At 67.3% G+C, this 23806-nt stretch carries 21 protein-coding genes and 2 pseudogenes; 12 read left to right on the top strand and 11 right to left on the bottom strand.

The window, feature by feature from the left end; all coding sequences use genetic code 11:
• Nucleotides 1–433, top strand: a pseudogene (locus D472_RS24430) (NrfD/PsrC family molybdoenzyme membrane anchor subunit); the annotation flags it as partial.
• 77 nt (nt 434–510) lie between these two features.
• Here D472_RS24430 and D472_RS0100455 read toward each other — a convergent pair.
• The 3 genes from D472_RS0100455 to D472_RS0100445 all read right to left on the bottom strand — a co-directional run bounded on the left by D472_RS0100455 (nt 511) and on the right by D472_RS0100445 (nt 4096).
• Entirely contained in the window at nt 511–2319 is a 1809-nt protein-coding gene (locus D472_RS0100455) for a thiamine pyrophosphate-requiring protein (protein WP_017602532.1), read from the bottom strand.
• A gap of 47 nt (nt 2320–2366) precedes the next feature.
• Entirely contained in the window at nt 2367–3551 is a 1185-nt protein-coding gene (locus D472_RS0100450; protein ID WP_017602531.1) for an alcohol dehydrogenase catalytic domain-containing protein, read from the bottom strand.
• A 125-nt stretch (nt 3552–3676) separates the two neighbouring features.
• A complete protein-coding gene (locus D472_RS0100445; protein ID WP_017602530.1) occupies nt 3677–4096 on the bottom strand; it encodes a CBS domain-containing protein in 420 nt (139 codons plus the stop codon).
• 256 nt (nt 4097–4352) lie between these two features.
• Here D472_RS0100445 and D472_RS0100440 point away from each other — a divergent pair, with 256 nt between their 5' ends.
• The 4 genes from D472_RS0100440 (at nt 4353) to D472_RS0100425 (ending at nt 8065) form a co-directional block, all read left to right on the top strand.
• The gene (locus D472_RS0100440) at nt 4353–4697 is read left to right on the top strand and encodes a DUF3140 domain-containing protein (RefSeq protein WP_017602529.1); all 345 of its coding nucleotides are present in this window, start codon (nt 4353–4355) and stop codon (nt 4695–4697) included.
• A 453-nt stretch (nt 4698–5150) separates the two neighbouring features.
• Nucleotides 5151–5975, top strand: a complete 825-nt coding sequence (locus D472_RS0100435; RefSeq protein ID WP_017602528.1) for a sigma-70 family RNA polymerase sigma factor — start codon at nt 5151–5153, stop codon at nt 5973–5975.
• A gap of 394 nt (nt 5976–6369) precedes the next feature.
• Nucleotides 6370–6834, top strand: a complete 465-nt coding sequence (locus D472_RS24425) for a hypothetical protein (protein ID WP_051045905.1) — start codon at nt 6370–6372, stop codon at nt 6832–6834.
• Between the two features lie 415 nt (nt 6835–7249).
• Entirely contained in the window at nt 7250–8065 is an 816-nt protein-coding gene (locus tag D472_RS0100425; protein ID WP_017602526.1) for a hypothetical protein, read from the top strand.
• Between the two features lie 56 nt (nt 8066–8121).
• Here the strand turns inward: D472_RS0100425 and D472_RS0100420 are convergent, their stop codons facing one another.
• The 4 genes from D472_RS0100420 to D472_RS0100405 form a co-directional block, all read right to left on the bottom strand.
• Complete coding sequence (locus D472_RS0100420) at nt 8122–9081, bottom strand: threonine ammonia-lyase (RefSeq protein WP_026117242.1); 960 nt, start codon at nt 9079–9081, stop codon at nt 8122–8124.
• 373 nt (nt 9082–9454) lie between these two features.
• Nucleotides 9455–10864 carry an endo-1,4-beta-xylanase gene (locus tag D472_RS0100415; RefSeq protein ID WP_017602524.1) on the bottom strand — a complete coding sequence of 470 codons (1410 nt, stop codon included), beginning with the start codon at nt 10862–10864 and terminating at the stop codon, nt 9455–9457.
• An 85-nt stretch (nt 10865–10949) separates the two neighbouring features.
• The gene (locus D472_RS0100410; protein WP_017602523.1) at nt 10950–13010 is read right to left on the bottom strand and encodes a glycoside hydrolase family 48 protein; all 2061 of its coding nucleotides are present in this window, start codon (nt 13008–13010) and stop codon (nt 10950–10952) included.
• A 535-nt stretch (nt 13011–13545) separates the two neighbouring features.
• Nucleotides 13546–14214, bottom strand: a complete 669-nt coding sequence (locus D472_RS0100405; protein ID WP_017602522.1) for a maleylpyruvate isomerase N-terminal domain-containing protein — start codon at nt 14212–14214, stop codon at nt 13546–13548.
• Between the two features lie 317 nt (nt 14215–14531).
• Here D472_RS0100405 and D472_RS0100400 point away from each other — a divergent pair, with 317 nt between their 5' ends.
• The 4 genes from D472_RS0100400 (at nt 14532) to D472_RS0100385 (ending at nt 17283) form a co-directional block, all read left to right on the top strand.
• Nucleotides 14532–15164, top strand: coding sequence for a hypothetical protein (locus tag D472_RS0100400; RefSeq protein ID WP_033302795.1), 633 nt, complete (start codon nt 14532–14534; stop codon nt 15162–15164).
• 1 nt (nt 15165) lies between these two features.
• Complete coding sequence (locus D472_RS0100395; protein WP_026117240.1) at nt 15166–15606, top strand: phage holin family protein; 441 nt, start codon at nt 15166–15168, stop codon at nt 15604–15606.
• Nucleotides 15582–16169 (top strand): DUF3618 domain-containing protein, encoded by a 588-nt coding sequence (locus D472_RS0100390; RefSeq protein WP_017602519.1) that lies wholly within the window; start codon nt 15582–15584, stop codon nt 16167–16169. The genes D472_RS0100395 and D472_RS0100390 overlap by 25 nt, the downstream gene beginning before the upstream one ends.
• Before the next feature lie 115 nt (nt 16170–16284).
• Nucleotides 16285–17283: a YihY/virulence factor BrkB family protein gene (locus D472_RS0100385; RefSeq protein WP_051045903.1), complete on the top strand. Its 999-nt coding sequence runs from the start codon at nt 16285–16287 to the stop codon at nt 17281–17283.
• 66 nt (nt 17284–17349) lie between these two features.
• Here D472_RS0100385 and D472_RS0100380 read toward each other — a convergent pair whose 3' ends face one another.
• Both D472_RS0100380 and D472_RS0100375 read right to left on the bottom strand, forming a co-directional pair.
• The gene (locus D472_RS0100380; protein ID WP_017602517.1) at nt 17350–17967 is read right to left on the bottom strand and encodes an FMN reductase; all 618 of its coding nucleotides are present in this window, start codon (nt 17965–17967) and stop codon (nt 17350–17352) included.
• Nucleotides 17964–19067 carry an LLM class flavin-dependent oxidoreductase gene (locus D472_RS0100375; protein WP_017602516.1) on the bottom strand — a complete coding sequence of 368 codons (1104 nt, stop codon included), beginning with the start codon at nt 19065–19067 and terminating at the stop codon, nt 17964–17966. Before D472_RS0100375 ends, D472_RS0100380 begins: the two co-directional genes overlap by 4 nt.
• A gap of 265 nt (nt 19068–19332) precedes the next feature.
• On the opposite strand from D472_RS0100375, the gene D472_RS0100370 reads away from it, so the two are divergent.
• Nucleotides 19333–19524 carry a hypothetical protein gene (locus D472_RS0100370; RefSeq protein WP_017602515.1) on the top strand — a complete coding sequence of 64 codons (192 nt, stop codon included), beginning with the start codon at nt 19333–19335 and terminating at the stop codon, nt 19522–19524.
• 87 nt (nt 19525–19611) lie between these two features.
• Here D472_RS0100370 and D472_RS28910 read toward each other — a convergent pair.
• Both D472_RS28910 and D472_RS0100360 read right to left on the bottom strand, forming a co-directional pair.
• A pseudogene (locus D472_RS28910) lies at nt 19612–19950 on the bottom strand (ADP-ribosylation/crystallin J1); the annotation flags it as partial.
• 556 nt (nt 19951–20506) lie between these two features.
• Entirely contained in the window at nt 20507–20863 is a 357-nt protein-coding gene (locus D472_RS0100360) for a hypothetical protein (protein ID WP_017602514.1), read from the bottom strand.
• A gap of 364 nt (nt 20864–21227) precedes the next feature.
• On the opposite strand from D472_RS0100360, the gene D472_RS0100355 reads away from it, so the two are divergent.
• A complete protein-coding gene (locus D472_RS0100355) occupies nt 21228–22211 on the top strand; it encodes a LacI family DNA-binding transcriptional regulator (protein WP_017602513.1) in 984 nt (327 codons plus the stop codon).
• A gap of 205 nt (nt 22212–22416) precedes the next feature.
• A complete protein-coding gene (locus tag D472_RS0100350) occupies nt 22417–23604 on the top strand; it encodes an MFS transporter (RefSeq protein WP_017602512.1) in 1188 nt (395 codons plus the stop codon).
• Nucleotides 23605–23806 lie beyond the last annotated feature (202 nt).

The following is a 23806-nucleotide window of genomic DNA, read 5'->3' as shown; positions in this document are numbered from 1 at the left end:
GGCGCCCGCCGCCGGCGGCATGGGGCTGATCGTCGCACCCGGTGAACAGAGCGGCCCGGCCCGTCGTACCGCGGTCGGCGGCGCCCTGACCGAGGTCGCGGTCTCCACAGTGATGGAACGCCGTATGGGGCTGGTGGGCGAGCCCTACGAGCAAGGGCGGGCCGGCGTACTCACCCGGACCGCCAAGGCCCTCACCCTGGCGGGCGCCGTCGGTGCGGTCCTGGGACGTGACAACCGCGCGGTGTCGGCGTTGAGCGGGGCCGCGCTGGTCGCGGGTTCGGCCCTGACCCGGTTGGGGATCTTCCAAGCCGGTGTCCAGTCGGCCGCCGACCCCAAGTACACCGTCATCCCGCAGCGGCGACGTCTACGGGAACGCGCTCAGGAACGGGACGCGGCCGACGCGGGTGAGGTCTGGGCAGGGTCCCCTTCCTGAGAAGGGCGACGCCCCCGCACGTTCCCTCGAAGGGACGTGCGGGGGCGCTTCGTTTCGTCGAGCACCGCGATGAGCGGCTATCGACCGTGCGGCAGGAACTCCTGGATCTTGGTCGCCAGCCCGCGTGAGGCGACGCCCCTACCGTCGGGATCACCGGACAAGAGTGCCTTGAGCGTGTCGGTGACCTGCGCCCTCTCGGCCTGCGGCGGGATCGGCGGTACGTCCCCGTCACAGTGCACGTCGATCACCACCGGGCCTTGGGCCTGTAGGGCCCGGTCCCAGGCGGGTCCGATCTCCTCGGGCCGCTCCACCGTGATGCCCACCAGGCCCACCGACTCGGCGAAGGCCGCATAGGACATGTCCGGCAGGTCCTGCGAGTAGGGGGTCTTGGGAGAGCCTCCCATCGCCCTCAACTCCCAGGTGACCTGGTTGAGGTCGTTGTTGTGCAGCACGCACACCACCAGGCGCGGGTCGTCCCACAGTTCCTGGTAGCGGCGCGCGGTCAACAATTCCATGAGCCCGTTCATCTGCATCGCGCCATCCCCCACCAACGCGATCACCGGGCGGGTGGGGGCCGCGAACTTGGCGCCGATCGCGTACGGGACGGCGCACCCCATGGTGGCCAGGGTCCCCGAGAGCGAACCGCGGTTGTTCTCTCCCATGCGTAGGAACCGGGCGTACCAGTTGGTGGCCGACCCCGAGTCGGCGGTGACCACGGCGTCCTTCGGCAGTCGGGGCGAGAGTTCATGGACCACCCGCATCGGGTTGATCGGATCGGCGGCGACCTCGGCCTGCGCGTCCAGGACCGACCACCAGCGCCGCACGTCCTTCTCGACCTTGGAACGCCACTCCCTCCGCTTCTCCCGCCGTTCGTCCGGTGGATCCAGACGTTCGATGAGTGCGCGTAGCGTGCTCGCGGCGTCACCCACGAGGTTGACTTCGGTGGGGTAACGCATGCCGATGAACCGAGGGTCGATGTCGATCTCCACGGCCCGTCGACCGAAGGGCGGCAAGAACTGGGTGTAGGGCAGGTTGGATCCCACGATGAGCAGGGTGTCGCAGTCGCGCATCAACTCCCAGGAGGGCCGGGTCCCGAGCAGGCCGATCGCCCCGGTGACCTGGGGCAGGTCGTCGGGCAACACGTCCTTGCCCAAAAGTGCCTTGGCGATCCCGCCCCCGGTGGCCTCGGCCAGTTCCAGTACCTCATCGGCGGCTCCCCTGGCGCCTTGGCCCACCAGGATCGCCACCCGTTCACCCTCGTCGATCAGCTCGGCGGCGCGACCGATCTCGCTCTCGGGTGGCAGTATCGTCCCGCCGGCGACCATCCGGTCGGGCCCACTGGAAGGCACGTGCTTGAATTCGTGCTCCGGTGGCGAGTAGTCCAGTTCCTGCACGTCGGCCGGGATGATCACCGTGGTCGGCGCCCGCTCGGCCAGAGCCGTTCGGATGGCTCGGTCCACGACGTTGGGAAGCTGTTGGGGAACGTTGACGGTCTCCAAGAAGGCCGAAGAGACGTCCTTGAACAGGCTGTGCAGGTCGATCTCCTGCTGGTAGGCGCCGCCCATGGCGCTGCGGCTCGCTTGGCCCACGATCGCCAGAACCGGCACGTGGTCGAGTTTGGCGTCGTAGAGACCGTTGAGCAGGTGGACCGCTCCCGGTCCCCCGGTCGCCATGCACACCCCCAGGCGACCACCGAACTTGGCGTAGCCCACGGCCTCGAAGGCGGACATCTCCTCGTGCCTGCCCTGCACGAACCGTGGTCCGTCCTCGATCTCGCCCATCTGCGCGACCAGTCCGTTGACGCTGTCACCGGGATAGCCGAAGATCTCGGTGACACCCCACTGCGACAGTCTGCGCAACAGATGGTCGGCCACGCTCTGCACCATGTCCGCTCCTTCTCCCCTCATGCGTCGAATCGGGTACGGCGGTCGCCTCAGGGACGGAAGACCACCTTGAAGAAACCGTCCTCCTTGCCCTGGAAACGTCGGTAGGCGTCCGCCGCCTCGTCCAGGGGCACGTGCTGGGTGGCGAAGTCCTCGACCCCCAGGACGTCCTCCTCGTCCAGCAACGGAAGGATCTCCGGCACCCAGTGGCGGACGTTGGCCTGGCCCATGCGCAACTGGATCTGTTTGTCGAAGAGCGTGAGCATCGGCAACGGATCGGCCATACCACCGTAGACACCGCTCAGGGAGATGGTCCCGCCTCGACGCACGAGGTCGATCGCGGTCTGGAGGGCGGCCAGGCGATCCACCCCCGCGGTCTCCATGAGCTTGGCCGCCGCGCCCTTGGGCATGAAGGAGGTCGCCCGCTGGGCGAGCCGGGCCGAACCGTGGCCTGCGGCCTCCATCCCCACGGCGTCGATCACCGAGTCGGGCCCCCGACCATCGGTGCGGTCCCGGATCTCCTGGATGAGCTCATCGCTGCCATTGGAGGAATCGAACACCTCGACGCCCCTCGCCGCGGCGCGCGCACGCCGGTCGGCTACCGGGTCCACACCGAACACCCGTTCCACCCCCAGGTGCCGAGCCACACGGCAGGCCATCTCACCGATGGGACCCAACCCCAGAACGGCCACGGAACCCCCTTGAGGCACGTCCGCGTACTTCACCGCCTGCCAGGCCGTCGGCAACACGTCGGAAAGGTAGAGGTAGCGGTCATCGGGTCCTTGGGCGGGAACCGGGATGGCGTTGTCGTCCGCGCGGTGAACCCGCAGGTACTCCGCTTGGGCTCCCGGAACCGCACCGTAGAGCGCGCTGTAACCATAAAGGCTCGCGCCCATCCCCTGGTCTTCGACACGGGTCTGGTCGCACTGAGTCTGCAGCCCGGCCTCGCACATCGGGCAGTGCCCACAGCAGATCTGGAAGGGGACGACCACCCGCTGGCCGGGCACCAGGGAGGTGACGTTCGCTCCCACCTCCTCGACCACGCCCATCGGTTCGTGCCCAAGGATGTCACCGGCCTTCATGAACGGACCGAGGACTTCGTAGAGGTGCAGGTCGGATCCGCACAGACCGGAGCTGGTCACGCGGATGAGGGCGTCGTCGGGTCGTTCGATGCGAGGATCGGGAACGGTCTCGGTCCTGACGTCGCGGGTACCGTTCCACAACACTGCCTTCATGGGTCCCCCTGTTTCGTGTGTCTGCCGTGCGAAGAATCCGCCGCTGTCATGAACGCTCGAAAAACAGGCGCCCCGCCCGGACCCCCAGACCGGACGGGGCTTTCCCCCTTTTCCCGAATGGTCTGTCAGCGGTTGGGCTCGGCCTCGCTGACGTCGGCGAGCGCGGAGCCCTCATCGAAGGCCTGCGCCAGGTCGCCCATGGAGACGACCCCCACCACGTCGGTGCCCTCGACGACGGGAAGGCGGCGCACGGTCGCCGTGCGCATGGCGTGTACGGCGTCCCTGACACTGCTCTGACGTGGCACTGTCACCAGGTCCCTGCTGCACACGTCGCCCGCGCGCACCGTCTCCGGATCGCCTCCTTCGGCCACGCACCGCACCACGATGTCGCGGTCGGTCAGGATGCCGCGCAGTTCTCCGGATTCGAGGACCACGACGTCACCCACGTCCTCGTCCCGCATGATCTCGGCCGCCTCACGCAGAACCGTGTCCGGGGTGACGGTGTGAACACTCGTGTTCATCACGTCGGCGATGTTGTTCGCCATGATCGGTGCCCCCTCTTTTTCGCGAATCGCCCTTCTTCGGCTTGCCCTAACCCACCCCGGGCTCGGTGAAACATCGTGCTCCCGCCTTGTTCTCGCAGGTGGACACGGCCTCGGTTCCACGTATGAGCGCATGCCCTCGTGGGTAGCCGCAGTGAACAGAAGGGACGACCGGCCGTCCCTCCATCCGTCGGAACGGTCGGGGCGTTCATGCCATGAGGGTTCGAGGGCCTGTGCGCCCAAGAGAGGGGGTCTCACGATGGCGGCGAGTGATCCGGAGGTCGACCGAGTCTGGGACGAGTTCCACGCCTCGGTGAACATGAGCGGTCCGGAGTTGCGCCGCTGGCTACTCACCGATGCGTCGGGAGAGGAGGCACTTCCCACCGACGGTGATGTCAGCGCCGAAGGGGAGCACATCGTCCGGCTCCTGGACAAGCGCAAGACCGACGTGACCTCCTCCGACGTCGAACTGATGGAGCGGGTCATCCGATTCGTCCAGGACGAACTCGCTCGGCCTCGGCGAGAGGACGACGAGTGGCGCAGGAGACTGATGCGCGTCGGCCACGATCCACTGAGCCCCGACTCGGGACCGGCCGACGTCTGAGCCGGCGTCCAGTGCCGTGGCGGTCAAGGGTCGCCTCGCCACGCCACCATCACGGCCGTGGGTGGGAGGAGCTCCTCCCACCCACGGCCGTTTTCGTTGCGGTGGCCCCTGCCTCGGGTGGGCCGCCCGGTACCGAGGCGATCTGACTCCCATGACCGGTCGGGGGCGTTCGCAAACGTCAGCGAATGTCACAGAAGTACCTCAAAGCTCTATTTACGCACGCGACCACCCAATTCGAGTGATGCACATCACTCCCCAAAGGTGCAGAACCTGACCAAAACCGCACGCTGTCGTTTTTTCATCCCGATCACGGGCAGCACCACCTCAATGCCGCTTGTGAGCACTGACGGAGGACATCGCCGATCCCCCTCCCCGTCCGCGTCCGCGCACCGCGCGGACGCGCACAGCCGTAGCCGACCGGGACCCCGGTACTCGACGCACAGGAGGTTCGTGATGCCCGTTTCCACGACGACCACTCGACCGACCGAAGCGACAGCGGCCAAAAACCTCTCGGGAGAGCCTTCCGAGGAGGCCTCCCCCGAAGACCTGTTGTCGATGTTGAAGAACCTCGAACAGAGCGACCCTCGCGCCGCCGGGCGCCTGCGGGAACGCATCACCTGGCACTACCAACCGCTCCTGCATCGTCTCGCCCGACGCTATTCCGGCCGTGGCGAGCAGGAGGAGGACCTGCGACAGACCGCCCACGTCGGGCTGGCCAAGGCGATCCGTGGCTATTCGCCGGCGCGGGGCGATTTCATCCGCTATCTCATGCCCACCGTCACCGGAGAGATCAAACGGCACTTCCGTGACCGCACCTGGGCCGTCCACACCCCCCGCGACCCCCAGGCCCGACGATCCGAGATGAGGCAGGTGCGGCGCGACCTGGAACAGCGCCTGGCCCGCACCCCCACCATCGATGAGATCGCCCGGGAGATGGGGCTTTCCAGGGAACAGGTGGAAGAGGTACGCCTGGTCTCGGAGGCCTACAACACCGTTTCACTGAACGCCCCCGAACCTCGGGAAGAGGGCCCGACCACCCGGTGGGAACGGTATCTGGGGGTGGAGGACCACAATCTGGACCTGGTCGTGGAGCGCGCGTCCGTACGTCCGGCGCTGCGTGCCCTTTCGGCACGGGAAAAGCTGATCATCAAGCGACGGTTCTTCGACGAGTGGACCCAGGCGCGGATCGCGAAGGAGGTGGGGTGCTCCCAGATGCACGTCTCCCGCCTACTCACGGCGTCCCTGCGCAAACTCCGCGAGGAACTGAGCGAACGTTAGGCGAAGGACGCGGCCCCGGGCCCACACGCGGTCCCGGTGTGGAGGTCGGACAAAAGTGCAGCCCTTCCGTTTCCGGGGTGCGTCGGCCCACTCGTCCGGTCCGACGCACCCCGGAACGGGTTTCACGCTCCCGCGTTCGGGCGAGTCCCTTCCTCCGCGACTCGATCTCCTCCGAGATCGAGAACCTCTTCACCCGTACTGACCTGGCAGGCCGGGATCCCCGAGCCACGACAGGCACGTGTGAGCACTTCATCGATCGGTTAGAGGACACACCACGACCTGCTCGCGACATACGCGGCTCGCGTGAACGATGGGAGAAACGATGGGGAACGAAGCGAATTTCGCACAGCGTCGCCCCTGGTTCAAGGGTGCGGTCAGGGGGGCCGTGGCCGCGATGGCCATGAGCGGTATGCGCCAGGCCGCAGTGGGGCTCGGAATGATCGAGCGCACACCACCGGACGCCGTTCTGAAGGAAGGGGTCCCCGCCCTACTCCGCGAGGTCCCCGAACACCGGCGCACCGCCTTCATCGAATTGGCCCACTGGGGTTATGGCGCTACGGCGGGGGTGCTGTTCGGGCTGGTACCGGAGCGTCTTCGCAGGTCGAGACTGACCGGCCCCGTCTATGGGGTGCTCTCTTGGGGGATGTTCGAGTTCGCCGTGGCGCCGGCGCTCGGATTGGCGCACGCTCAAAGGGCACGCCCCCGGGAAAGGTTCGCTCTGCTGGTGGACCACGTCTTCTTCGGTTTCATCATCGGGGCGCCGCCCGAGGTACTGATCGCCAGCCCCGAAAACACCGATGAAGAGGGGCACAGAAAGAGCGACGGAGCAAACGAGGGAGAGCCGACGCAAGAAACATAGGAAGGAAACGAACGAGGGGAAGGAAAGAAACAGCGAAGCGACCAAGGGGGCGGCCGAGGGCGCGCGGGGAAGGCTGCCGGATCGAAAAAGGACTCGGGCCAAGCAGGTGGAGAGGCCGCTCGCTCTGTCTACCCCTAGGGGTTTTCGAGGTTGATGGGGCGTGTCATACGGCCTATTCGAAATCACTTTTGCGAAATTCTGGCGTTCTGGCCAACCTGTGGCGATTTGCCCATTAAAGTCAGCCTCATCGCCAGCCCTTCTCGACACGTTCCCTCGGCGTTCGTCTTCGCTTCCCCCTCCCCCGAGACGGAGTTCTCATGTCCCATCCCCCACCCCTCTTCCCTCGCTTCCTGGACGGAGCTCGAAACCGCACCCGCTCTCCCTGGCGGGTCTGGGCTGCACCGGATGTGCGGGTTTGGCCTTGACCGGATTCATCGCGCTGGCGGTGCTCGGCGCGTTACTGCCTTCCCCCGAGGAGGAGACCGCACCCGTGGCGGTGACGGCATCGCCCTCCCCCACCGAGGAACCGCCCCTGGAACTGGTGGGCCTGTACCTGCCGGAGGCCGAGGAGCTGCTGGAGGAGTGGGAACTGGCTCTCGGAGAGCTGCTACCGGTCGCGAGCAACGACGTCGAGGACCTGGTGTGGACTCGCTCGACGATGCTCGTGTGCGACCAAGAGGTCGGCGAGGGCACGGTCGATCTGGTGGTGGCCCCTGACGGGATGGAGTGTGTCGAGGAGATCGGTGAGGGGTGGCCCGAACTTCCGAGGTTCGCGGGCGATACCACCGACCAGGCTCGCGAGTGGATCGAGGACGCGGGCCTGACCATGGTGGTGGAGAGCGCGTTCGGTGACGTGGCAGCACCGGAGGAGGCCACCGACCACCCTGTGTGCGGTCAAAGACCGAAGAAGGTCATCGCTCCGTTCGACGATGACCTCGAGATCACGTTGTTCGTGGTCTCCACCGACGAGGAGTGTCCCGAAAAGATCGGGGACGCGAGCCCGGAGCCCGAGCCCGAACCTCAGCCGGAGCCCGAGCCCGAACCTCAGCCGGAGCCCGAGCCCGAACCCCAGCCGGAACCCGAGCCGGCACCGGAGCCCGCGCCGGTGGAAGGGGTGCATCCGGGGGCGTTCTGCTCCCAGCACTGGCAATACGGTCGTACCACGAAGGGGACGTTGATGCAGTGCACGACGACCGCCGAGGACACACGTTTCCGATGGCGCTCGGCCTGACCCGTATCGGCGCCTCGGGTCTGGAGTTCCACCGCCCGAGGCGCTCGGCCTCGCGCTCAGCCGCCACTGAGCAGGCCGACCAGAAGATCGGGGTCGACGTTGCCGCCGGAGACCACCGCCACCGTCGCCTCCGGACGCCCGGGGACCGTGTCGACCTTGCCCGAGGCCAGCGCGGCGACGGCCAGAGCCCCACTGGGTTCGGCCACCAGGCGTGAACCGTACGCGAGCAGCCTGACCGCCTGCGCGATCTCGTCCTCGGTCACGGTGACGACCTCGTCCAGACGGGTCGACAGATGGGTGAAGGTGAGCTCCGACAGGCAGGTGCGCACCCCGTCGGCCATGGTCCGGTGGGTACGTTCGGGTTCCCAGGTGACCAGGCGGCCCTCGCGCAGGCTCTCGGCGGCGTCGGCGGCCAGCTCCGGTTCCACCCCCACCACCCGTACCCGTGGGTGGACCGCTTGGGCGGCCGTGGCCACCCCGGAGGCCAACCCTCCACCACCGACCGGAACCACCACGGTGGTCACCTCCGGCGACTGTTCCAGGATTTCCAGACCCACGGTGCCCTGTCCGGCGATCACCCTGGCGTCGTCGAAGGGCGGCACGAACGCGAGCAGTTCGTGTTCGACCATCTCCTCCACGGTCGAGAGGCGGTCGGCCGGTGGCACCATCACCACCCGTGCTCCACCCTCCTGAATACGGTTCACCTTGACCGCGGGCGCCCCTTCGGGGACCACGACGGTGCAGGGCACCCCCTGGCGCGCGGCGGCCGTGGCCAGGGCCAGCCCGTGGTTTCCAGAGGAATGGGTGATGACTCCGTTCTCACGTTGGACCATGTTGAGCAAGGCGACCGCGTTGGTGGCACCGCGCAGTTTGAACGCCCCGGTGGGTTGCAGACTCTCGGGTTTGAGCAAGAAGGGCGACTCCGTGCTCGGTCCGATGGTCAGTGGAGTGCGCACCACGTGTCCGTGGACTCTGTCGGCGGCGGCGTGAACGTCTTCGACGGTGACCATTTCCATGGGGTGAACATGCCCGCGCCGGCCAGGGTGATCACAGGGCCGGTGCGTACCGAGTGGAACTTTGAGGAACTGTCCGGCCGAGGCTTCTACGGGCCGTTGGCCTCGATGGCTCTCCCCCGGCGTCAGGTCTGCACCACCACCGACGACGGTTGGGCCGCGACGAGTGGTCCGCCCTGGGCGAGGTCCGGTCGATCGACCGCCCCCCTACAGCCCCGGGGGTGAGCGTGGAGGGCGCCCGTCCCGTGGAGGAGTGGGCCGGGCCGGGCGCCCGAGGGCCGGGGCGTGTCCATGCACACGCCCCGGGGCCGTGTCCCCTTCGCGATGGGGCCCGGCCGCGCGCGTGGCGAACGCACGGCCGGGCGGAAGGGGGGGATCAGGCGGAGCAGGCCGGTGTGGGGGTACCGGAGGGGCTTCCGGTGCCGAGGAAGCCGAACGTGGTCGAGGTTCCGGCCGCCAAGGCGCCGTTGTGCGCGGCGTTGGTGGCGGTGACCTGGTTTCCGTTGTGGGTCAGGGTGGCGTTCCAGGCCTGGTTGATGTTCTCGGTTCCGCCGGTGGTCCAGGTGACGGTCCAGCCGTCCAAGGCGCTTTGGGCCGTGACGGTCACTTCTCCTTGGAATCCCCCGTCCCACTGATTGACAAGGGTGTACTCGGCGGTGCAGTCACCGGTGGGGTCGGTGGGCCCTTGAGTGGGGTCGGTGGGTTGCGAACCCGAACCGCCCAGGGCCTCGTGAACGGCCCAGTAGGCGGGCTTGGGGTCGTAGTTCTCGTCGATGGGCAGTGCCGCTCCCTCGCCAGAGAAGTGGTCTGGCACCCAGGAGTAGGCGTCGGTGACACCCCAGACCGTCACCCCGGTGCAGCCATCGATGCCCAGGCACAGGTTCACGACCTCGGCGTAGTCTTCGGCCTGTTGTTGGAGGCCGGCCGCGGTCGCGGGGGTGTTCATCCGAATGTCCAGTTCGGTGATGCGCACGTCCAGGCCCAGATCGACGAAGCGCTGGATGTTGGCACCCATGGAGTCGGGGACCTGGCCCACGATCAGGTGGGCCTGGAGTCCGATGCCGTCCAGCGGGGCACCTTGGGCCAGCAGGTCGACGACCAGGTCGTAGTAGGCGTCGCTCTTGGCGTTGATTCCGTCGATGCTGTAGTCGTTGATGTACAGGTCGGCGGAGGGGTCGGCCGCCCGCGCCATGTGCAGTGATCGGGCGATGAAGTCCACCCCCAGGGTCCGGTGGAAGACCGAGTCACGCAACCGCGCGTCATCACCGATGGGTTCGTTGACCACGTCCCAGGTGTCGATCCGACCCTCGTAGCGCCCCATGGTGGTGCTGATGTGGTCGTCCATGACGGTGAGGAGTTCGTCCTGGGTGAAGGAACCGTCGGCCACCCAGGAAGGCAGTTGGCTGTGCCAGACCAGGGTGTGGCCATGGATGTCCTGGCCGTTGGACTCGGCGAATTCCACCACCCGGTCGGCCCCATCGAAGTTGTATTGGCCCCGTTGTGGTTGGACCGATTCCCACTTGAGCGAGTTCTCGTGGGTGACGGAGTCGAACTCCCTCGCCGCGGTCTGGGCGTAGGCGGTTTCGTTCAGGTGGTGGGCGGCCACGGCCGCACCGATGAACGTGTCCTGCTGCGCGGCCAGTTCGCGCAAACTCTGTTGCTGCTGTGCGGAGGTGGACTGTTCGGAAGTGGACTGCGCGTGGGCGGCCACGGAGATTCCTGCGGCCATCAGGCCCGCGACCAGCGCGGCGGTGAGGGCTGTGTATCTGGATGAGCGACCCGACATCGGGACTCCTTAGGGGATGGCAGGGGGGCGGGTGGTGCGGGGCGGCCCTGCTCGTCCACCCCGCACCGGACCGGAGCGGCGGGACTTATCGGTCCTCGCCGTCTCCGAAGAGCTCGCCGTGCAGCGCCAAGGCGGTGGCCACGTCGACCTGCGACCAGAAACGGTGGTAGGTGAACTCTGGGGCGGGCCCACCGTCGAGGTAGTCGGCGACCTTGGCGTAGTCCGGATCGTCGAAGTAGAACGAACGGATGGACTCGAACGTGGAATCGGAGTCGATGGTGTCGCCGTTGGGCATGGTTCCCGAGAAGCCGTCCGGGACGTACAGCCCACCGTTCTCGGACTCGTAGGGGTCGTTGAAGCGGGAGTAGTCCGCACGGACCTCCGGGATGGCGATCCCCAACTCGTCCTCGTGGACCATCAGGGCGTCGATGAGCCCTTCTCCGGTCTCCAGCGCCACTTCGTCGCCGGTGGCGGCGGCGTAGTGCAGCAGGGTCTTGGCCAGGCCGGCGGCGATACCGACGTCCTGGTTGTGCGAGACGACCTCGACGCTCAGGCCGGGGTTACCGGTGGGGGTGCCGTTCCAATCGTCGGGCTGACCGCTCCATTCCATGTCGGCCGGGATCTGGAAGTCGCCGTCGGAGCCGACCGTGGTGTTCTCGATCGCCCAGGGAACCCAGTCGTCGAGGATCTCCCCGGCACGCTCGTCACCGGTGACTCGGTGGTACTCGGCCACCCGCTCGATGTCCCACACCTGGAAGCCGAACCACTGGTTGGACGGCGGGTCGTGCCAGACCGGCTTCTCGTCGTAGAACAGACCGTAGAACGTGGAGGTGCCGGCCGGGGGTTCGGCGTAGGTGCCCTCCCAGCTGTTGGTCGCACCGCCGGCGATACCGCCGTCGGAGGACTGCAACCACTGGATGAACTCCAGCTGGCGGTCCAGGCTGGTGGCCCAGTCGTCGGCACCGGTGGGAGATTCGGGCCGGAGCGCGGGGGCCTCGCTGAGCGCGTAGGCGGCCATCACGTTCTGGTAGCCCTGGTGGGCGGAGGACCCACCGATGCGCCAGGCCCACGGGTACTCGGCGCTCTCCAGTGCGCCGCCCCAGGAGTAGTACCAGGCGAGCAGGTAGTGCGCGGAGTCCTTGCCCGTTCCGGGTGAGCAGGACTCGGCACCCACGCAGTCACCGACCTCCTTGAAGTACTTGTCGAACATGGAGTAGCGCAGGTAGTCGCCCATCTTGGCGGCGTTGGCCACGCTGTCGGCCACGGCGTCCTCGTTGCCCTGGTCGGAGGCCCATTCGTGGGCCAGGTGGGCGACCTGGACGGCGCGGGCGTCGGCATCGGGCGCGTTGGTGTAGCGCCACTGCTCCGAGGCCTGGGGGTCGTCCACGAACAGGTCGATGAAACCGTTTTCCCCACCGTGCGCGAAAGTCTCGCAGGAGGGGTGCGGAACGGTCTCCCAGACGGACTCGTTGGAGCCGCGTTGGAAGGTGTTGATGTAGGCGGGAAGGTCGTCGCCACCATCTCCACAGAAGCCGTAGCCGTAGACGTTGTCCACGTCCAACAGCCAGTGCATTCCGTAGATCTCGTCGGTGCCGTAGGTACTGCTCAGCTCGTCGGCCAGGGGGTCCTGACCGACTTCGACGCCGTCGTCGAGCGGCATCGGGTAGTCACCCGGCTCCAGTGACTCGGGGATGTAGGTGGCCGGATCGGAGGGGTCGTAGGAGGAGTTGGTGGGCTGGTCGGCGGTGCCCGGGATGATGAAGGTCTCCATGGATTCCCAGGCGGCGTTGAAGGGTTCCCAGTCGCCGGACAGGCGCCCGTAGGCGGCCTCCAACCAGAGGTAGTAGCTGAACGCCTCGGAGGTGGTGGCGTGTCCGGTGTCGGGTGCCTCCACGATGAGGTTCTCCACCGAGTGGTAGGGGACCAGGAGCCCATCGAACTCGCGGAAGTAACCGCTGTCGGGGTTCTTGATCTTGTCGTAGAGGCCGAGGAACCGTTCTTCGTACCGGGTGATGTCGGGGTTGTCCGCGATGACGGCGGCCGCGACCGGTTCGTACTCGTAGGCGGAGGTGAGTTCGGCGGACGTGATGGCGGGATCACCCTGGGAGACCACCGTGAAGGTGGCCGCCAGGAGCGCCGTGCTCATGGCGGCGGGGAGGGCCCAGCGCTTCTTGCGGTGGCGCCCTATTCGTTCATTGGTCACATCATTCTCCTCGGAGATGCCCCCGCGGAGCCCGTTTGGTGACCGTGAGCGGGACGTCGACTCCGGTCTGCGCAAAGACCGGGAAGGCGCCTCAAGGTGCGGCGGGGAACCGAGGGGGTCGGGTGCGGGTCTGAGGATGTTGGGACGGGTGGCCCGAGATGGGTCACGTCGGGACTTGGCGCGACCGTACGGGCACGTCGGGCGTGGAATCGGCGACGATGTGGTCCGCCACCCAAGGGAACACCACCCCCCCCGTTCGGGAGCGCTCCCATGAGCGGTGCCGAAAAGTTAACACCATTGGCATGCCCCGGCAATGGGGGTAACCGGAGAAAAATCGGAACCCGCTCACGATCGGCGCTCCAGCGGGGAGGAATCGCACCCGAGAACACGAGTGGGACCCGCGTGCCCTCGACCCCGACGAGGGGAAGGCACACAGGTCCCTCGGAAAGGGCACGAGCGATGCTCGGCCCGTTCGGATTCAGACCGTCAGGTCCCGCTCCGGAGCGGGCAGGGTGGGCAGCAGGGGCGCCACCTCGGTGGGGTCTCCGACCCATTCCATGGCCAGGACCTGGGCGATGCTCCGCCGCCCGGTCACCGCCCGGGCCAGCTCGAAGGCGCTCGCGCTCAGTTCGAGGTCGGACCCCTCCCCCAGGTGCCACGTCTGACCGGTGTCGGTGGCCACCACGTGCACGGACGGCAGCTCGGCCGGCCAGCCGCGCGAGAGCCCGCCCAGCACGAAGTCGGCGAGTCGGTCCGCGTCCTGGGTCTGGGCCTCCATGCCCAAGGCCCCACGGATGTCGTTCTCGTGGTGCCAGGCGTCCAGGGCCGGCAGGGAGTAACGCCTACGGGTCGACTTCCGCATGAGTTCGATCAGGGCGGGTGCGCCCTGGGACCACTCGGCGTTGATCGCGTCGATGTCCCATCCCGCGCGGTCGGCGACCTGACGGGCGGTGACCTCGTCACTGGCCGGAGGCGTCACGACGCCCTGCACCACCTCGACGCACAGGCCGACCATGTGGGCGTAGGTCTGGCGTACGTCCCAGGCGGGGCAAGCCGGGACCACGGTGGAGAGTCGGGCTTCGTCGAAGGTGGCACTCAGAGCGACGAGGCGCTCCTGGGTCTGCTGGTAGATACGCGCGGAATCCATCCGCCCATGTTAACTAACACCGTTAGGTACAAGGTCGTCCCACCGGCCCTGGCCAGCCCCCCTTCTCCGGCCTCGCCTCGCCCTGAGCCCCGTTCCCACCCGCGGAGACCAGCAAGCTTTCGGCTCCGTGCTCGCCCTCCTCGCGAGCGGCCAGGTCTTGGTCGATCCCCCACCCCACGGACTCGTCGCTCCAAGGAAAGCGCGTGGCAAAAGAAGTCCCGAAATACACATCGATGGAACTTTCGTGCGTACCGATACGAATGCGAGGGTATGCGCGCCTCAACCGCATGACCAGGCGATCCGAGGAGGTTGTGGTGATGCGCTCGCAACACGGGACCGGCGGTCCCTCCACCCACGGCGGCGGGCAGAAGACCGAAGCGGCTCGCGTGGCCGCGGATGAGATCGCCTCCACCGCGATGGGACAAGCCCGGTCCTTCGTCGGTGAGGCCCGCTCGGAGACGGAGCACGTCGTGGGCGACGTACGGGACCGTCTGCGGGAGGAGGCCGAGAACCAGACCCGGAAGGCCACGGAGAACCTGCGCCAGTGGTCACGGGACCTGGAGTCCATGGCCGAACACGCGGAAACGGATTCGCCCGTGGGCGACGTGGTGCGCCAGGTCGCGGGTGGGGGCCGCGGAACCGCGGACTTCCTGGACCAGCGAGGTTTGGACGGACTACTGGACGAGGCTCGTGACCTCGCCCGGCGCAGACCGGTGGCGTTCTTGGTGGGAGCCGCGGTGGCCGGGTTCGCGCTCGGACGCGTCCTCAAGGTGTCCCCCTCAGCCTCCGGGCAAGGAAGTCCTCAAGGCCCGGAGAGGGGCTCTCCCCAGGTCCAGAGCCACGAGTCCGCTTCATTGCCCAGGCAGGGCAGAGCCTCCGCGGGCGAGACGATCCCCCCGGACCTGGCCTCCCAGAGGCTGGGGCGGCGACCGGAAGGTGAGGGAGGCTGACATGGCGACGGTCCCCAGGCCCACACCAAGCCCATCAGGGCGGTCCCCACGGGAGCGGGGCCAAGACGACAGGTCCCTGGCCGAGCTCGTCGGGGTGGTGGCGTCCGATCTCCAGACGCTGTTCCGCCAGGAGATCGCACTGGCCAAGGCCGAGATACAGGAGGAGGCGAGCAAGGCCGGCAAGGCCGCCAGTCTGCTCAGCGGTGCCGGGTTCGCGGGCTACATGACGGTGGTGTTGCTCAGCTTCGCGGCGGTGTTCGGTCTCGGCGAGCTCATCGGATTGGGCTGGGCGGCCTTGGTCGTGGCGGTGGTGTGGGCGATCGTAGGCGCGGTCCTGTTCTTCATGGGACGCAAGAGGATGCGCGAGGTCTCACCCAAACCCGACCACACCATCGAGACTTTGAAGGAGGACCTCCAATGGGTGAAACATCCGACCGGATAAGGCGAGAGATCGAACGCACGCGCGCGGAGCTGACCCAGGACACGGAGCGGCTGGTGAACCACGCCGACCCGCGTGCCGTGATCGACCGGCGCACTCACCGGATGCGCCGCAAGGCCGGGAAGGTGAAGGATCGGATCATGGGATCGATTCCGTCTCAGGGGTCGGGTGAGGACTCCACCAAAAGCTCACTCCGACAGAACGCCGGACAGCTCACCGACGCGGTCGGAGCGGCTCCACGGCAAGCCGTCCAGCAAACCCAGGGCAACCCGCTCGCCGCGGGATTGATCGCCTTCGGCGCCGGTCTGCTGGCCGCCTCTCTCATCTCCGAGAGCAAGGCGGAGCGACGGGCCGCCCAACAGGTCCAAGACCGTGCCGGAGCGATGATCGAGCCGGTCGGACAGGCGGTCTCCGAGTCCGTGGACCAAGTGAAGGAGCAGGCCACCGAGTCGGCCCGCGACGCCGGGGAGAGCCTGAAGGAGAGCGCCTCGGACCGAGCACGCTCCACCGGTGAACAGGCCCGACAGGAAGCGAAGAGCGCGTCGGAGGAGATGCGCGGTTCCTGATCGCGCGGAGAACTCCGACCTCCGGTCGTGCCCGCACCGCCACCTCGACCGGGCAGGCCACGGTGGGCGAGGTGGTGCGGGACGGCGAGCCCGGAGCGGAGAAAGGAAGGGACCGATGGCCCGGCTGAGCGACCAGAACCGAGGCGGCGAGCGTACTTCGACGGCAGAGGCATCGGCGCCGACCCGCATGCCGAAGTCCTCGTGGTGGGGCGCCCTACGTAGGACGGTGCGGGAGTTCAGCGCGGACAACGTGAGCGACCTGGCCGCCGCGCTGACCTACTACGCGATCCTCTCGCTCTTTCCGGCGCTGCTGGTGCTGGTGTCACTGCTCGGCTTGGCCGGGCCGGACGCCACCCGGACACTGACCGAGAACGCCTCCGCGCTCCTGCCCCAGGATGTCGCCGGACTGGTGAACACCGCCATCGAGAACCTCCAGGGCAATCAGGCCGCCGCCGGCCTCGTCGGTATCGCGAGCCTGGCCGTGGCCCTGTGGTCGGCCTCTGGGTACATCGCCGCCTTCATGCGAGCGTCCAACGTCGTCTACGACGTGCCGGAGGGACGCCCCATCTGGAAGACGTTGCCCATTCGTGTCGGCGTCACCCTGACACTGGTCGTCCTGATGACCTTCACCGTGCTCGCCGTCGCGGCCTCGGGCGGAATCGCCGAGCGCATCGGGCAGCTGATCGGTCTGGACTCCACGGTGGTGACGGTGTGGAACATCGCCAAGTGGCCGGTACTGCTACTCCTCATGGCCTTCATGATCGCTCTCCTGTACTGGGCCTCGCCCAACGCCAAGCGCGGTTTTCGCTGGGTCAGCCCGGGAAGCCTGCTCGCGGTGCTGATCTGGCTGGTCGCCTCGCTGGCGTTCGCCTTCTACGTCGCCAACTTCGCCTCCTACGGTCAGACCTACGGGAGCATGGCGACCGTGGTGATCTTCCTCGTGTGGCTCTGGATCAGCAACATCGCGATTCTGCTCGGGGAGGAGTTCAACGCCGAGATCGAACGCGGGCACGAGGTGGAGGCGGGGCGGGTGTCCCCCGACGAGGAGCCCTACGTGCAGATGCGCGACCGTCCCAAGAAGAAGGGCCGGCGGCGTTCGGGAAAGTCCGGCTGAACGGACCCGAGAACACGTGTGGGGCCTGTCGGGAGCCCCACACGTGATGTTCGAAGAGTGCCCCGATCAGTGGCCCAAACCGGACATCAGCTCCGCGAAGGACGTGGGCTCCTCGAAGGGATCGACGGCGTCCGAGGTGTGCTCGGTGACCAGCATCGCCAACTGTCGGGCCGCCCGAGCGATCCGTTCGGACAGTTCACGACCGCCACCGTCTCCGGCACCCCAGTCCTCGGACGCGGCGTAGACGCCCGTGGGCACCACCACCGAGCGGGTGTAGGAGAACATCGGTCGCAGCGCGTGCTCCAGCACCAGTGAGTGGCGTGGACTACCACCGGTCGCGGCGATCAACACCGGGGTGCCCTCCAGTGTGCCGGGTTCGATGACGTCGAAGAACGACTTGAACAGGCCGCTGTAGGAGGCGTTGAAGACCGGGGTCACCGCGATGACACCGTCCGCCTCGGCGATGTCGGCCAAGACGTCGGGCAATTCGCCCGTGGGGACCCGAGTGGTCATGGCGTTCATGATGTCGTGTGCCACCTCGCGTAGCTCCACGACACGGACCCGGGCCTGTTCGCCACGGTCGACCAGCGCCTCTTCGGCGGCGGTGGTCAAACGATCGGCCAGTAGACGGGTCGAGGAGGGGTTGCTCAACCCCGCCGTGACGGTCACCAGCTTGCGGGTCATCGGGTCTCCTCCGTCTTCGTTGTGGTCTGTTCCTTGGCGGCCAGGAGCGATGCGTGGGTGGGAGCGTTGGGCACATGGGCCGGCTTCATCGCGGCGAATTCCTTGCGCAGCACCGGCACGACCTCCTCACCCAGGATGTCCAACTGTTCCAGAACGGTCTTGAGGGGCAGGCCTGCGTGGTCCATCAGGAAGAGCTGACGCTGGTAGTCGCCGAACGTCTCCCGGAAGCCCAGGGTGCGGTCGATGACCTCCTGAGGGCTGCCCACGGTCAGCGGGGTCTCCCGGGTGAAGTCCTCCAGGGAGGGACCACCACCGTAGACCGGCGCGTTGTCGAAGTAGGGACGGAACTCCTTGACGGCGTCCTGGGAGTTCTTACGCATGAACACCTGACCACCGAGCCCGACGATGGCCTGGTCGGCCTTGCCGTGACCGTAGTGTTCGAAACGGCGACGGTACAGCGAGATGAGCTTTCGGGTGTGGGTGGGGGGCCAGAAGATGTTGTTGTGGAAGAAGCCGTCACCGTAGTAGGCGGCCTGTTCTGCGATCTCCGGACTGCGGATGGAGCCGTGCCACACGAACGGCGGCACGTCGTCCAACGGCCGCGGGGTGGAGGTGAAGCCCTGCAGCGGAGTGCGGAACTTGCCCTCCCAGTCGATCACGTCCTCGCGCCACAGGCGGTGCAGCAGGTTGTAGTTCTCCAGCGCCAGCGGGATGCCCTGGCGAATGTCCTGGCCGAACCAAGGGTAGACCGGGCCGGTGTTGCCCCTGCCCATCATCAAGTCCACCCGACCGTCGGCCAAGTGCTGGAGCATGGCGAAGTCCTCGGCGATCTTCACCGGGTCGTTGGTGGTGATCAGCGTGGTGGAGGTGGACAGGATCAGCTTCTCGGTACGCGCGGCGACGTAACCGAGCATGGTCGTGGGAGAGGACGCCACGAACGGACGGTTGTGGTGCTCACCGCTGGCGAAGACGTCGAGGCCCACCTCCTCGGCCTTGAGCGCGATGGTCACCATCGCCTTGATCCGCTCGTGCTCGGTCGGCGTACGTCCCGTGGTGGGGTCGGTCGTGACATCACTGACCGAGAAGATTCCGAACTGCATGGCCGTTCCCCGATCCCATCCGCTTCCAAGGAAAATGTTTACTCTGAAACTATCATGTCGAACCCCGGTTCGCCGCCGGCTATTCCATGCCGCTGGGCACCTCGGGGCCCGTGTTCATCCACAGGCACGCTCCGTATCCACCGAACGTCACTCCGAGGTGTTATCTCTGGTGGGACGGGCAACAAAACCTTCACAGCGAGCCACCCCGGCCGAACGAACGAGGAAAAGGAGGAGGGCGTGCCTCCCCGGCCCGCCCGGCACCCCCATGGCCACCACCCTCGACCCCCGACGGCAGCCCCACCACCCCACCTCAGCCGAGCAGAGACCCCACGGCGCCGTGCCCCGACAGCGCCGCGCCACGCGATCCGAGCATCGTGAGCCGGTCGTGCTCGCCGACGCGCTGGGAGAGGTCATCGACACCCTCTTGGAGTGCTCACACGCCCCCGAGCACAGCTGAATCCCGCGCCCGAAAGGCCCGGCCCACCTGGCGGGTTCCAACGCCGGGCCCACCACGCACCCCTATGCCCCAGGGCCATGCCTTGAGGAGGAAGGAACGCACCAGTTCGATCGGACCATGGACGTGTGCGTTGAATTCGACCAATTCCTCCACGGGCACCCACAGTTCCACGATGGTGCGTCCGCCGGCCCCTCGCACCGGATACCATGACCGGAACCGGGTCTGTGGGGGAGCGGGTGACGTGCCTCTCCCCCTTTCGTGTCAGATTCCGCTCTCGAGCGATCCGGATGGCGTAGTCCTCGTTCAGCACGGGGTAAAGAATGGGCTGCTCGGGCAGCCTCGGCGGCCGCTCCCGCCCACCGGAATTCCTGACCAGCGCTAGTTCCGCGGGCCCGTGGAGCGCCACGAAGTGGTCGTTTCGACCATCACTCTCCCCTTCACCGGTCGATCTCCCCACGAGTATGGGCAACCCGTGCCCGTGTGCACACCCGGTTTTTACCGCCTAGGCCGTAAATTCGGTTCCGCAGGTGGGAACACCTGACCTATAAGAAGCGTTCTCACAGATGAAGCGCCCCAGACCGAAACCCCGACCCCGACAACCCACCAGAGTCTGTGCGAAGCTTCGGCGATACCACTCCAAAGACCATGCGCGGATGCACGCGCTCGTGTCGGTAATGGGGGTTTCCGACACGAAACCATCGCTGCATCCGCCTTCCCAGCGGCCAGACCGCACTCAGTGCGTAGGCCGCGCAGCCGGGTCCCACGTTGGGGGACGTGGGACCCGGCCAGACCTCGCGGATACGCGCGTTCGTGTCGAAAATGGGGGTTTTTGACACGAAACCATCGCCGTATCCGCCTCCCAGCGGCCCCACCGTCTTCGGTGGACGGCCGCACGGTCGGCCCCCACGTTGGGGGACGTGGGGCCGACCAGACCTCGCGGGGGCGCGCCGGATGGCGCGTCCCCGCTTTTCCATGTCCGGGTTCAAGTCCGTTCGTGGAAGTCGATCAGGGTCACGGGACCGAAGTCGACCTCCGATTCCTTGTAGAGAGCCATCTCCTCACCCAAGGACAGCACCGTGGCCTCCTGGCAAGGGGAGTAGGTATAGGTGGGCATCGCGAAGCCATCGGAACCGATCGCCTCGTCCCAAAAGAGGCCACAGACCATCGAGTCGTCGTACTGCCAGATCCCGCTCTTGGTGCCTCGGCTCCCATGCAGGAAATCCCCCCGATCCAGGCTCGGGTTCTCTCGCGACTTTGCGATCTCCATGGCGTAGTCGCAGTCCATGCCCCAGCCACTGGCCTGAACGTCCCGCTCCTTCTGTCCGTTCGCGTCGTCCACGGCAAGCGGATCCGTCGTTTTCGGCGGCCCACACCTGTGGGGCCTCCATTGGTGTCTCGGTCTCCTCTTCCAGGACGAGGACCTCCGTGAAGTCGGCCCGAGCCTTCCAGCACTCGGTGACGTACTCGGCTCGCACCGGCACCCCCTCTTCGGCCCCTGTGATGTTCGGTCCTGGTGGATCTGAAAACGCCTCGCGCCCCTTGCGCTGGGATGCCGCGACCACCACTGGAACCCAGGATCTGACACCCGTCTCCATGAATCGGTTCTCCTCCTACGGTGGGGGTTCACGAACGGCGATACGATGCGCCTGCGTGAGAGGAGACCGACGGTGGCTGGCAGCAGTAACGGCAACGTGCGGCCGACGATGGCCGACGTCGCCGCGCACGTGGGCGTCTCACGGCAGTTGGTCTCGTTGGTGTTGGGGGATCGCCCCGGACCCAGCACCCGAACCCGTGAACGGGTGCTACGGGCCGCCGAAGAGCTGGGCTACCGCGCCGACACCGCCGCTCAACTACTGCGCCGTGCGCGGAGCCGCCAGGTGGGGGTGCTGTTCACCATGGAGCATCCGATGGACGCCGACCTGGTCGAGGCCCTGTATCCGGAAGCGGCCCGACACGACTACAGCGTCGCGCTGAGCGCCATGTTGGCCAACCGGACCGAGCGCCAGGCGATCGACGAGCTCGTGGGGCTGCGCTGTGAGGCACTGATACTGATCGGGATGTCCGCGCAGGCCCCTGAGGACCTGGCCCGCGTCGCCGAGCGGGTCCCCGTGGTGGAGATCGGGCAGCGCACCAACGCGGCGGGGACCGACAGCGTGCGCACCGACGCCGTCCGGGGGGTACGCCAGGCGGTCGACCACCTGGTCTCCTTGGGGCACCGACGGATCGCACACGTGCACGGCGGTGACCTGCCCAGCGCACCCGAACGCCGAGCCGGTTATCTGGAAGGCATGCGAGAGCACGGTCTGCAGGCGTACGTGGACCTGGTGCCCGGTGCCTACACCGAGGAGGCGGGCGCCCGCGCCGCGAGCGCGTTGTTGGCCCGAGGACGGCTGCCCACGGCCGTGGTGTGCTGTAACGACCAGTCCGCGCGCGGCCTCATGGAGACCCTGCTCCGCGCGGGTCGTTCCGTGCCCGGGGACGTGTCCGTGGTGGGTTACGACGACAGTCGGGCCGCACGATTGTCGTTCTTGAGACTGACCTCGGTTCGCCAGGACGTGAACCGGATCGCCGAACTCACCCTCGGGGCGGTGGCCGAACGCCTGGAGGAAGGCCGAACCGAGAACACCCACGTGGTGCTGCCGACCACGCTCACGGTGCGCGATAGCACCGCTCCCCCGCACCCTTGAGCACGTGATCCGTTCCCCACCCGGCGCGAGACAGATCACGTACCACAGCGTTGACGGTCGACGAACATCGGTGACATCCTTGATTTAGCACGTGCTAAATACGCGCTCCACACGTGTGAGGTCCTCGCTCCCGACCCACGCGACACCTGACCCCTCCGCAGTCTCGGCCACACACTCCGCCCACCGCCCGGAAGGGGGCACAGCCATGCCCTTGGCCCTGTTCGCCTTGGCTCTGGGGGCCTTCGCCATCGGAACCACCGAGTTCGTCATCATGGGCCTGTTGCCCGAGGTCGCCGACGATCTCGAGATCGCCATCCCCACCGCGGGGCACCTCATCTCCGCCTACGCGCTGGGCGTGGTGGTGGGTGCTCCCCTACTCACCGCCCTGAGCACCCGGCTTCCTCGCAAGAACGCGTTGTTGCTGTTCATGGGGGTCTTCCTGCTGGGCAACCTGCTCACCGTGCTGGCACCCACGCACCTGACGGTGTTGGCCGCCCGGTTCCTGGCGGGGATCCCCCACGGTGCCTACCTGGGGGTGGCGGCGCTGGTCGCTGCGCACCTGGCGGGACCGGCTCGCCGGGCCACGGCGGTGGCCCGGGTGATGCTCGGTCTGACCATCGCCAACATCGTCGGGGTCCCGGCGGGCACCCTGCTGGGGCAACTGACCGGTTGGCGTACCGCCTTCCTGGTGGTGGCGGTGATCGCCGGCCTGTCCCTGCTCGGTGTGGCCCGCTGGGTACCGCACGTGCCGATCGGTCGGCACGGTGGCCTGCGCGGTGAGTTCTCCGCCTTGGCCAAGCCACAGGTGGTGCTGGGCCTGCTCACGGCCGTGTTCGGGTTCGCGGGGGTCTTCGCCGTCTACAGCTACATCTCGCCCATGATGACCGAGCTCGCCGGTATGTCCTTTGCCGGTGTGCCCGTCTTCCTGGCACTGTTCGGCGTGGGCATGACCCTGGGTTCCCTGCTGGTGGGCCCCTTGGCCGACCGTTGGCTCCGCCCCACCATCTACGGTTCCCTGACGAGCCTGGCCCTGGTATTGGCGCTGTTCACCATGGCCGTGCACCACCCCTGGACCGCCGCGCTCGGTGTGGTGGTACTGGGCGCCGTTGGATTCGGGGTGACCGCACCGCTCCAGGTCCTGGTGATGAGCCGTGCGGGTGCCGCACCCAGCCTGGCCTCGGCCTCCAACCACTCCGCGTTCAACCTGGCCAACGCCGGTGGCGCCTGGGTGGGTGGCGTGGGCATCGCGATGGGTCTGGGTTACGCCTCACCCGCCGCCATCGGCGCGGTGCTGGCCGTGGTGGGCCTGGGCATCGCGGTCACCGCGGGCTTGCTGGACCGTTCTGCCGTGCCCGAACGAGAGGCGGTCACCGTACCCGCCTCCGGCGGCTGAGGCCCGGTGTCGGAGCGCCCGTGTCCGGAAGAGGACACGGGCGCTTTCGTGCGCGAGGCCGTTCGGGGTTGACTTTCGTTGATGTTAGCGCCAACAATAATTGCCCAGATCACACTCGACCCCCTGGAGTGCTTGGTCTTCGGCGATCACAGGGGCCTATTCGGTGCGTACAGCCCAGAAGGGAATCCTTTTTGTCCCTGAA

The sequence above is a fragment of the Nocardiopsis alkaliphila YIM 80379 genome, assembly GCF_000341005.1.
Lineage (GTDB): Bacteria > Actinomycetota > Actinomycetes > Streptosporangiales > Streptosporangiaceae > Nocardiopsis > Nocardiopsis alkaliphila.
The sequence above is the reverse complement of the archived record's forward strand: the minus strand, read 5'-3'. Positions and strand labels throughout refer to the sequence as shown.

Excerpts from the sequence above, each read along its gene's own strand:
- D472_RS0100390 (WP_017602519.1), top strand. The coding sequence starts at position 15,582 with ATGGGTGAAACATCCGACCGGATAAGGCGAGAGATCGAACGCACGCGC.
- D472_RS0100445 (WP_017602530.1), bottom strand. The coding sequence starts at position 4,096 with ATGGCGAACAACATCGCCGACGTGATGAACACGAGTGTTCACACCGTC.
- D472_RS0100440 (WP_017602529.1), top strand. The coding sequence starts at position 4,353 with ATGGCGGCGAGTGATCCGGAGGTCGACCGAGTCTGGGACGAGTTCCAC.
- D472_RS0100370 (WP_017602515.1), top strand. The coding sequence starts at position 19,333 with ATGGCCACCACCCTCGACCCCCGACGGCAGCCCCACCACCCCACCTCA.
- D472_RS0100435 (WP_017602528.1), top strand. The coding sequence starts at position 5,151 with ATGCCCGTTTCCACGACGACCACTCGACCGACCGAAGCGACAGCGGCC.
- D472_RS0100400 (WP_033302795.1), top strand. The coding sequence starts at position 14,532 with ATGCGCTCGCAACACGGGACCGGCGGTCCCTCCACCCACGGCGGCGGG.
- D472_RS0100455 (WP_017602532.1), bottom strand. The coding sequence starts at position 2,319 with ATGGTGCAGAGCGTGGCCGACCATCTGTTGCGCAGACTGTCGCAGTGG.
- D472_RS0100375 (WP_017602516.1), bottom strand. The coding sequence starts at position 19,067 with ATGCAGTTCGGAATCTTCTCGGTCAGTGATGTCACGACCGACCCCACC.
- D472_RS0100405 (WP_017602522.1), bottom strand. The coding sequence starts at position 14,214 with ATGGATTCCGCGCGTATCTACCAGCAGACCCAGGAGCGCCTCGTCGCT.
- D472_RS24425 (WP_051045905.1), top strand. The coding sequence starts at position 6,370 with ATGGCCATGAGCGGTATGCGCCAGGCCGCAGTGGGGCTCGGAATGATC.
- D472_RS0100380 (WP_017602517.1), bottom strand. The coding sequence starts at position 17,967 with ATGACCCGCAAGCTGGTGACCGTCACGGCGGGGTTGAGCAACCCCTCC.
- D472_RS0100415 (WP_017602524.1), bottom strand. The coding sequence starts at position 10,864 with ATGTCGGGTCGCTCATCCAGATACACAGCCCTCACCGCCGCGCTGGTC.
- D472_RS0100395 (WP_026117240.1), top strand. The coding sequence starts at position 15,166 with ATGGCGACGGTCCCCAGGCCCACACCAAGCCCATCAGGGCGGTCCCCA.
- D472_RS0100355 (WP_017602513.1), top strand. The coding sequence starts at position 21,228 with ATGGCCGACGTCGCCGCGCACGTGGGCGTCTCACGGCAGTTGGTCTCG.
- D472_RS0100410 (WP_017602523.1), bottom strand. The coding sequence starts at position 13,010 with ATGAGCACGGCGCTCCTGGCGGCCACCTTCACGGTGGTCTCCCAGGGT.
- D472_RS0100385 (WP_051045903.1), top strand. The coding sequence starts at position 16,285 with ATGGCCCGGCTGAGCGACCAGAACCGAGGCGGCGAGCGTACTTCGACG.
- D472_RS0100420 (WP_026117242.1), bottom strand. The coding sequence starts at position 9,081 with ATGGAAATGGTCACCGTCGAAGACGTTCACGCCGCCGCCGACAGAGTC.
- D472_RS0100450 (WP_017602531.1), bottom strand. The coding sequence starts at position 3,551 with ATGAAGGCAGTGTTGTGGAACGGTACCCGCGACGTCAGGACCGAGACC.
- D472_RS0100350 (WP_017602512.1), top strand. The coding sequence starts at position 22,417 with ATGCCCTTGGCCCTGTTCGCCTTGGCTCTGGGGGCCTTCGCCATCGGA.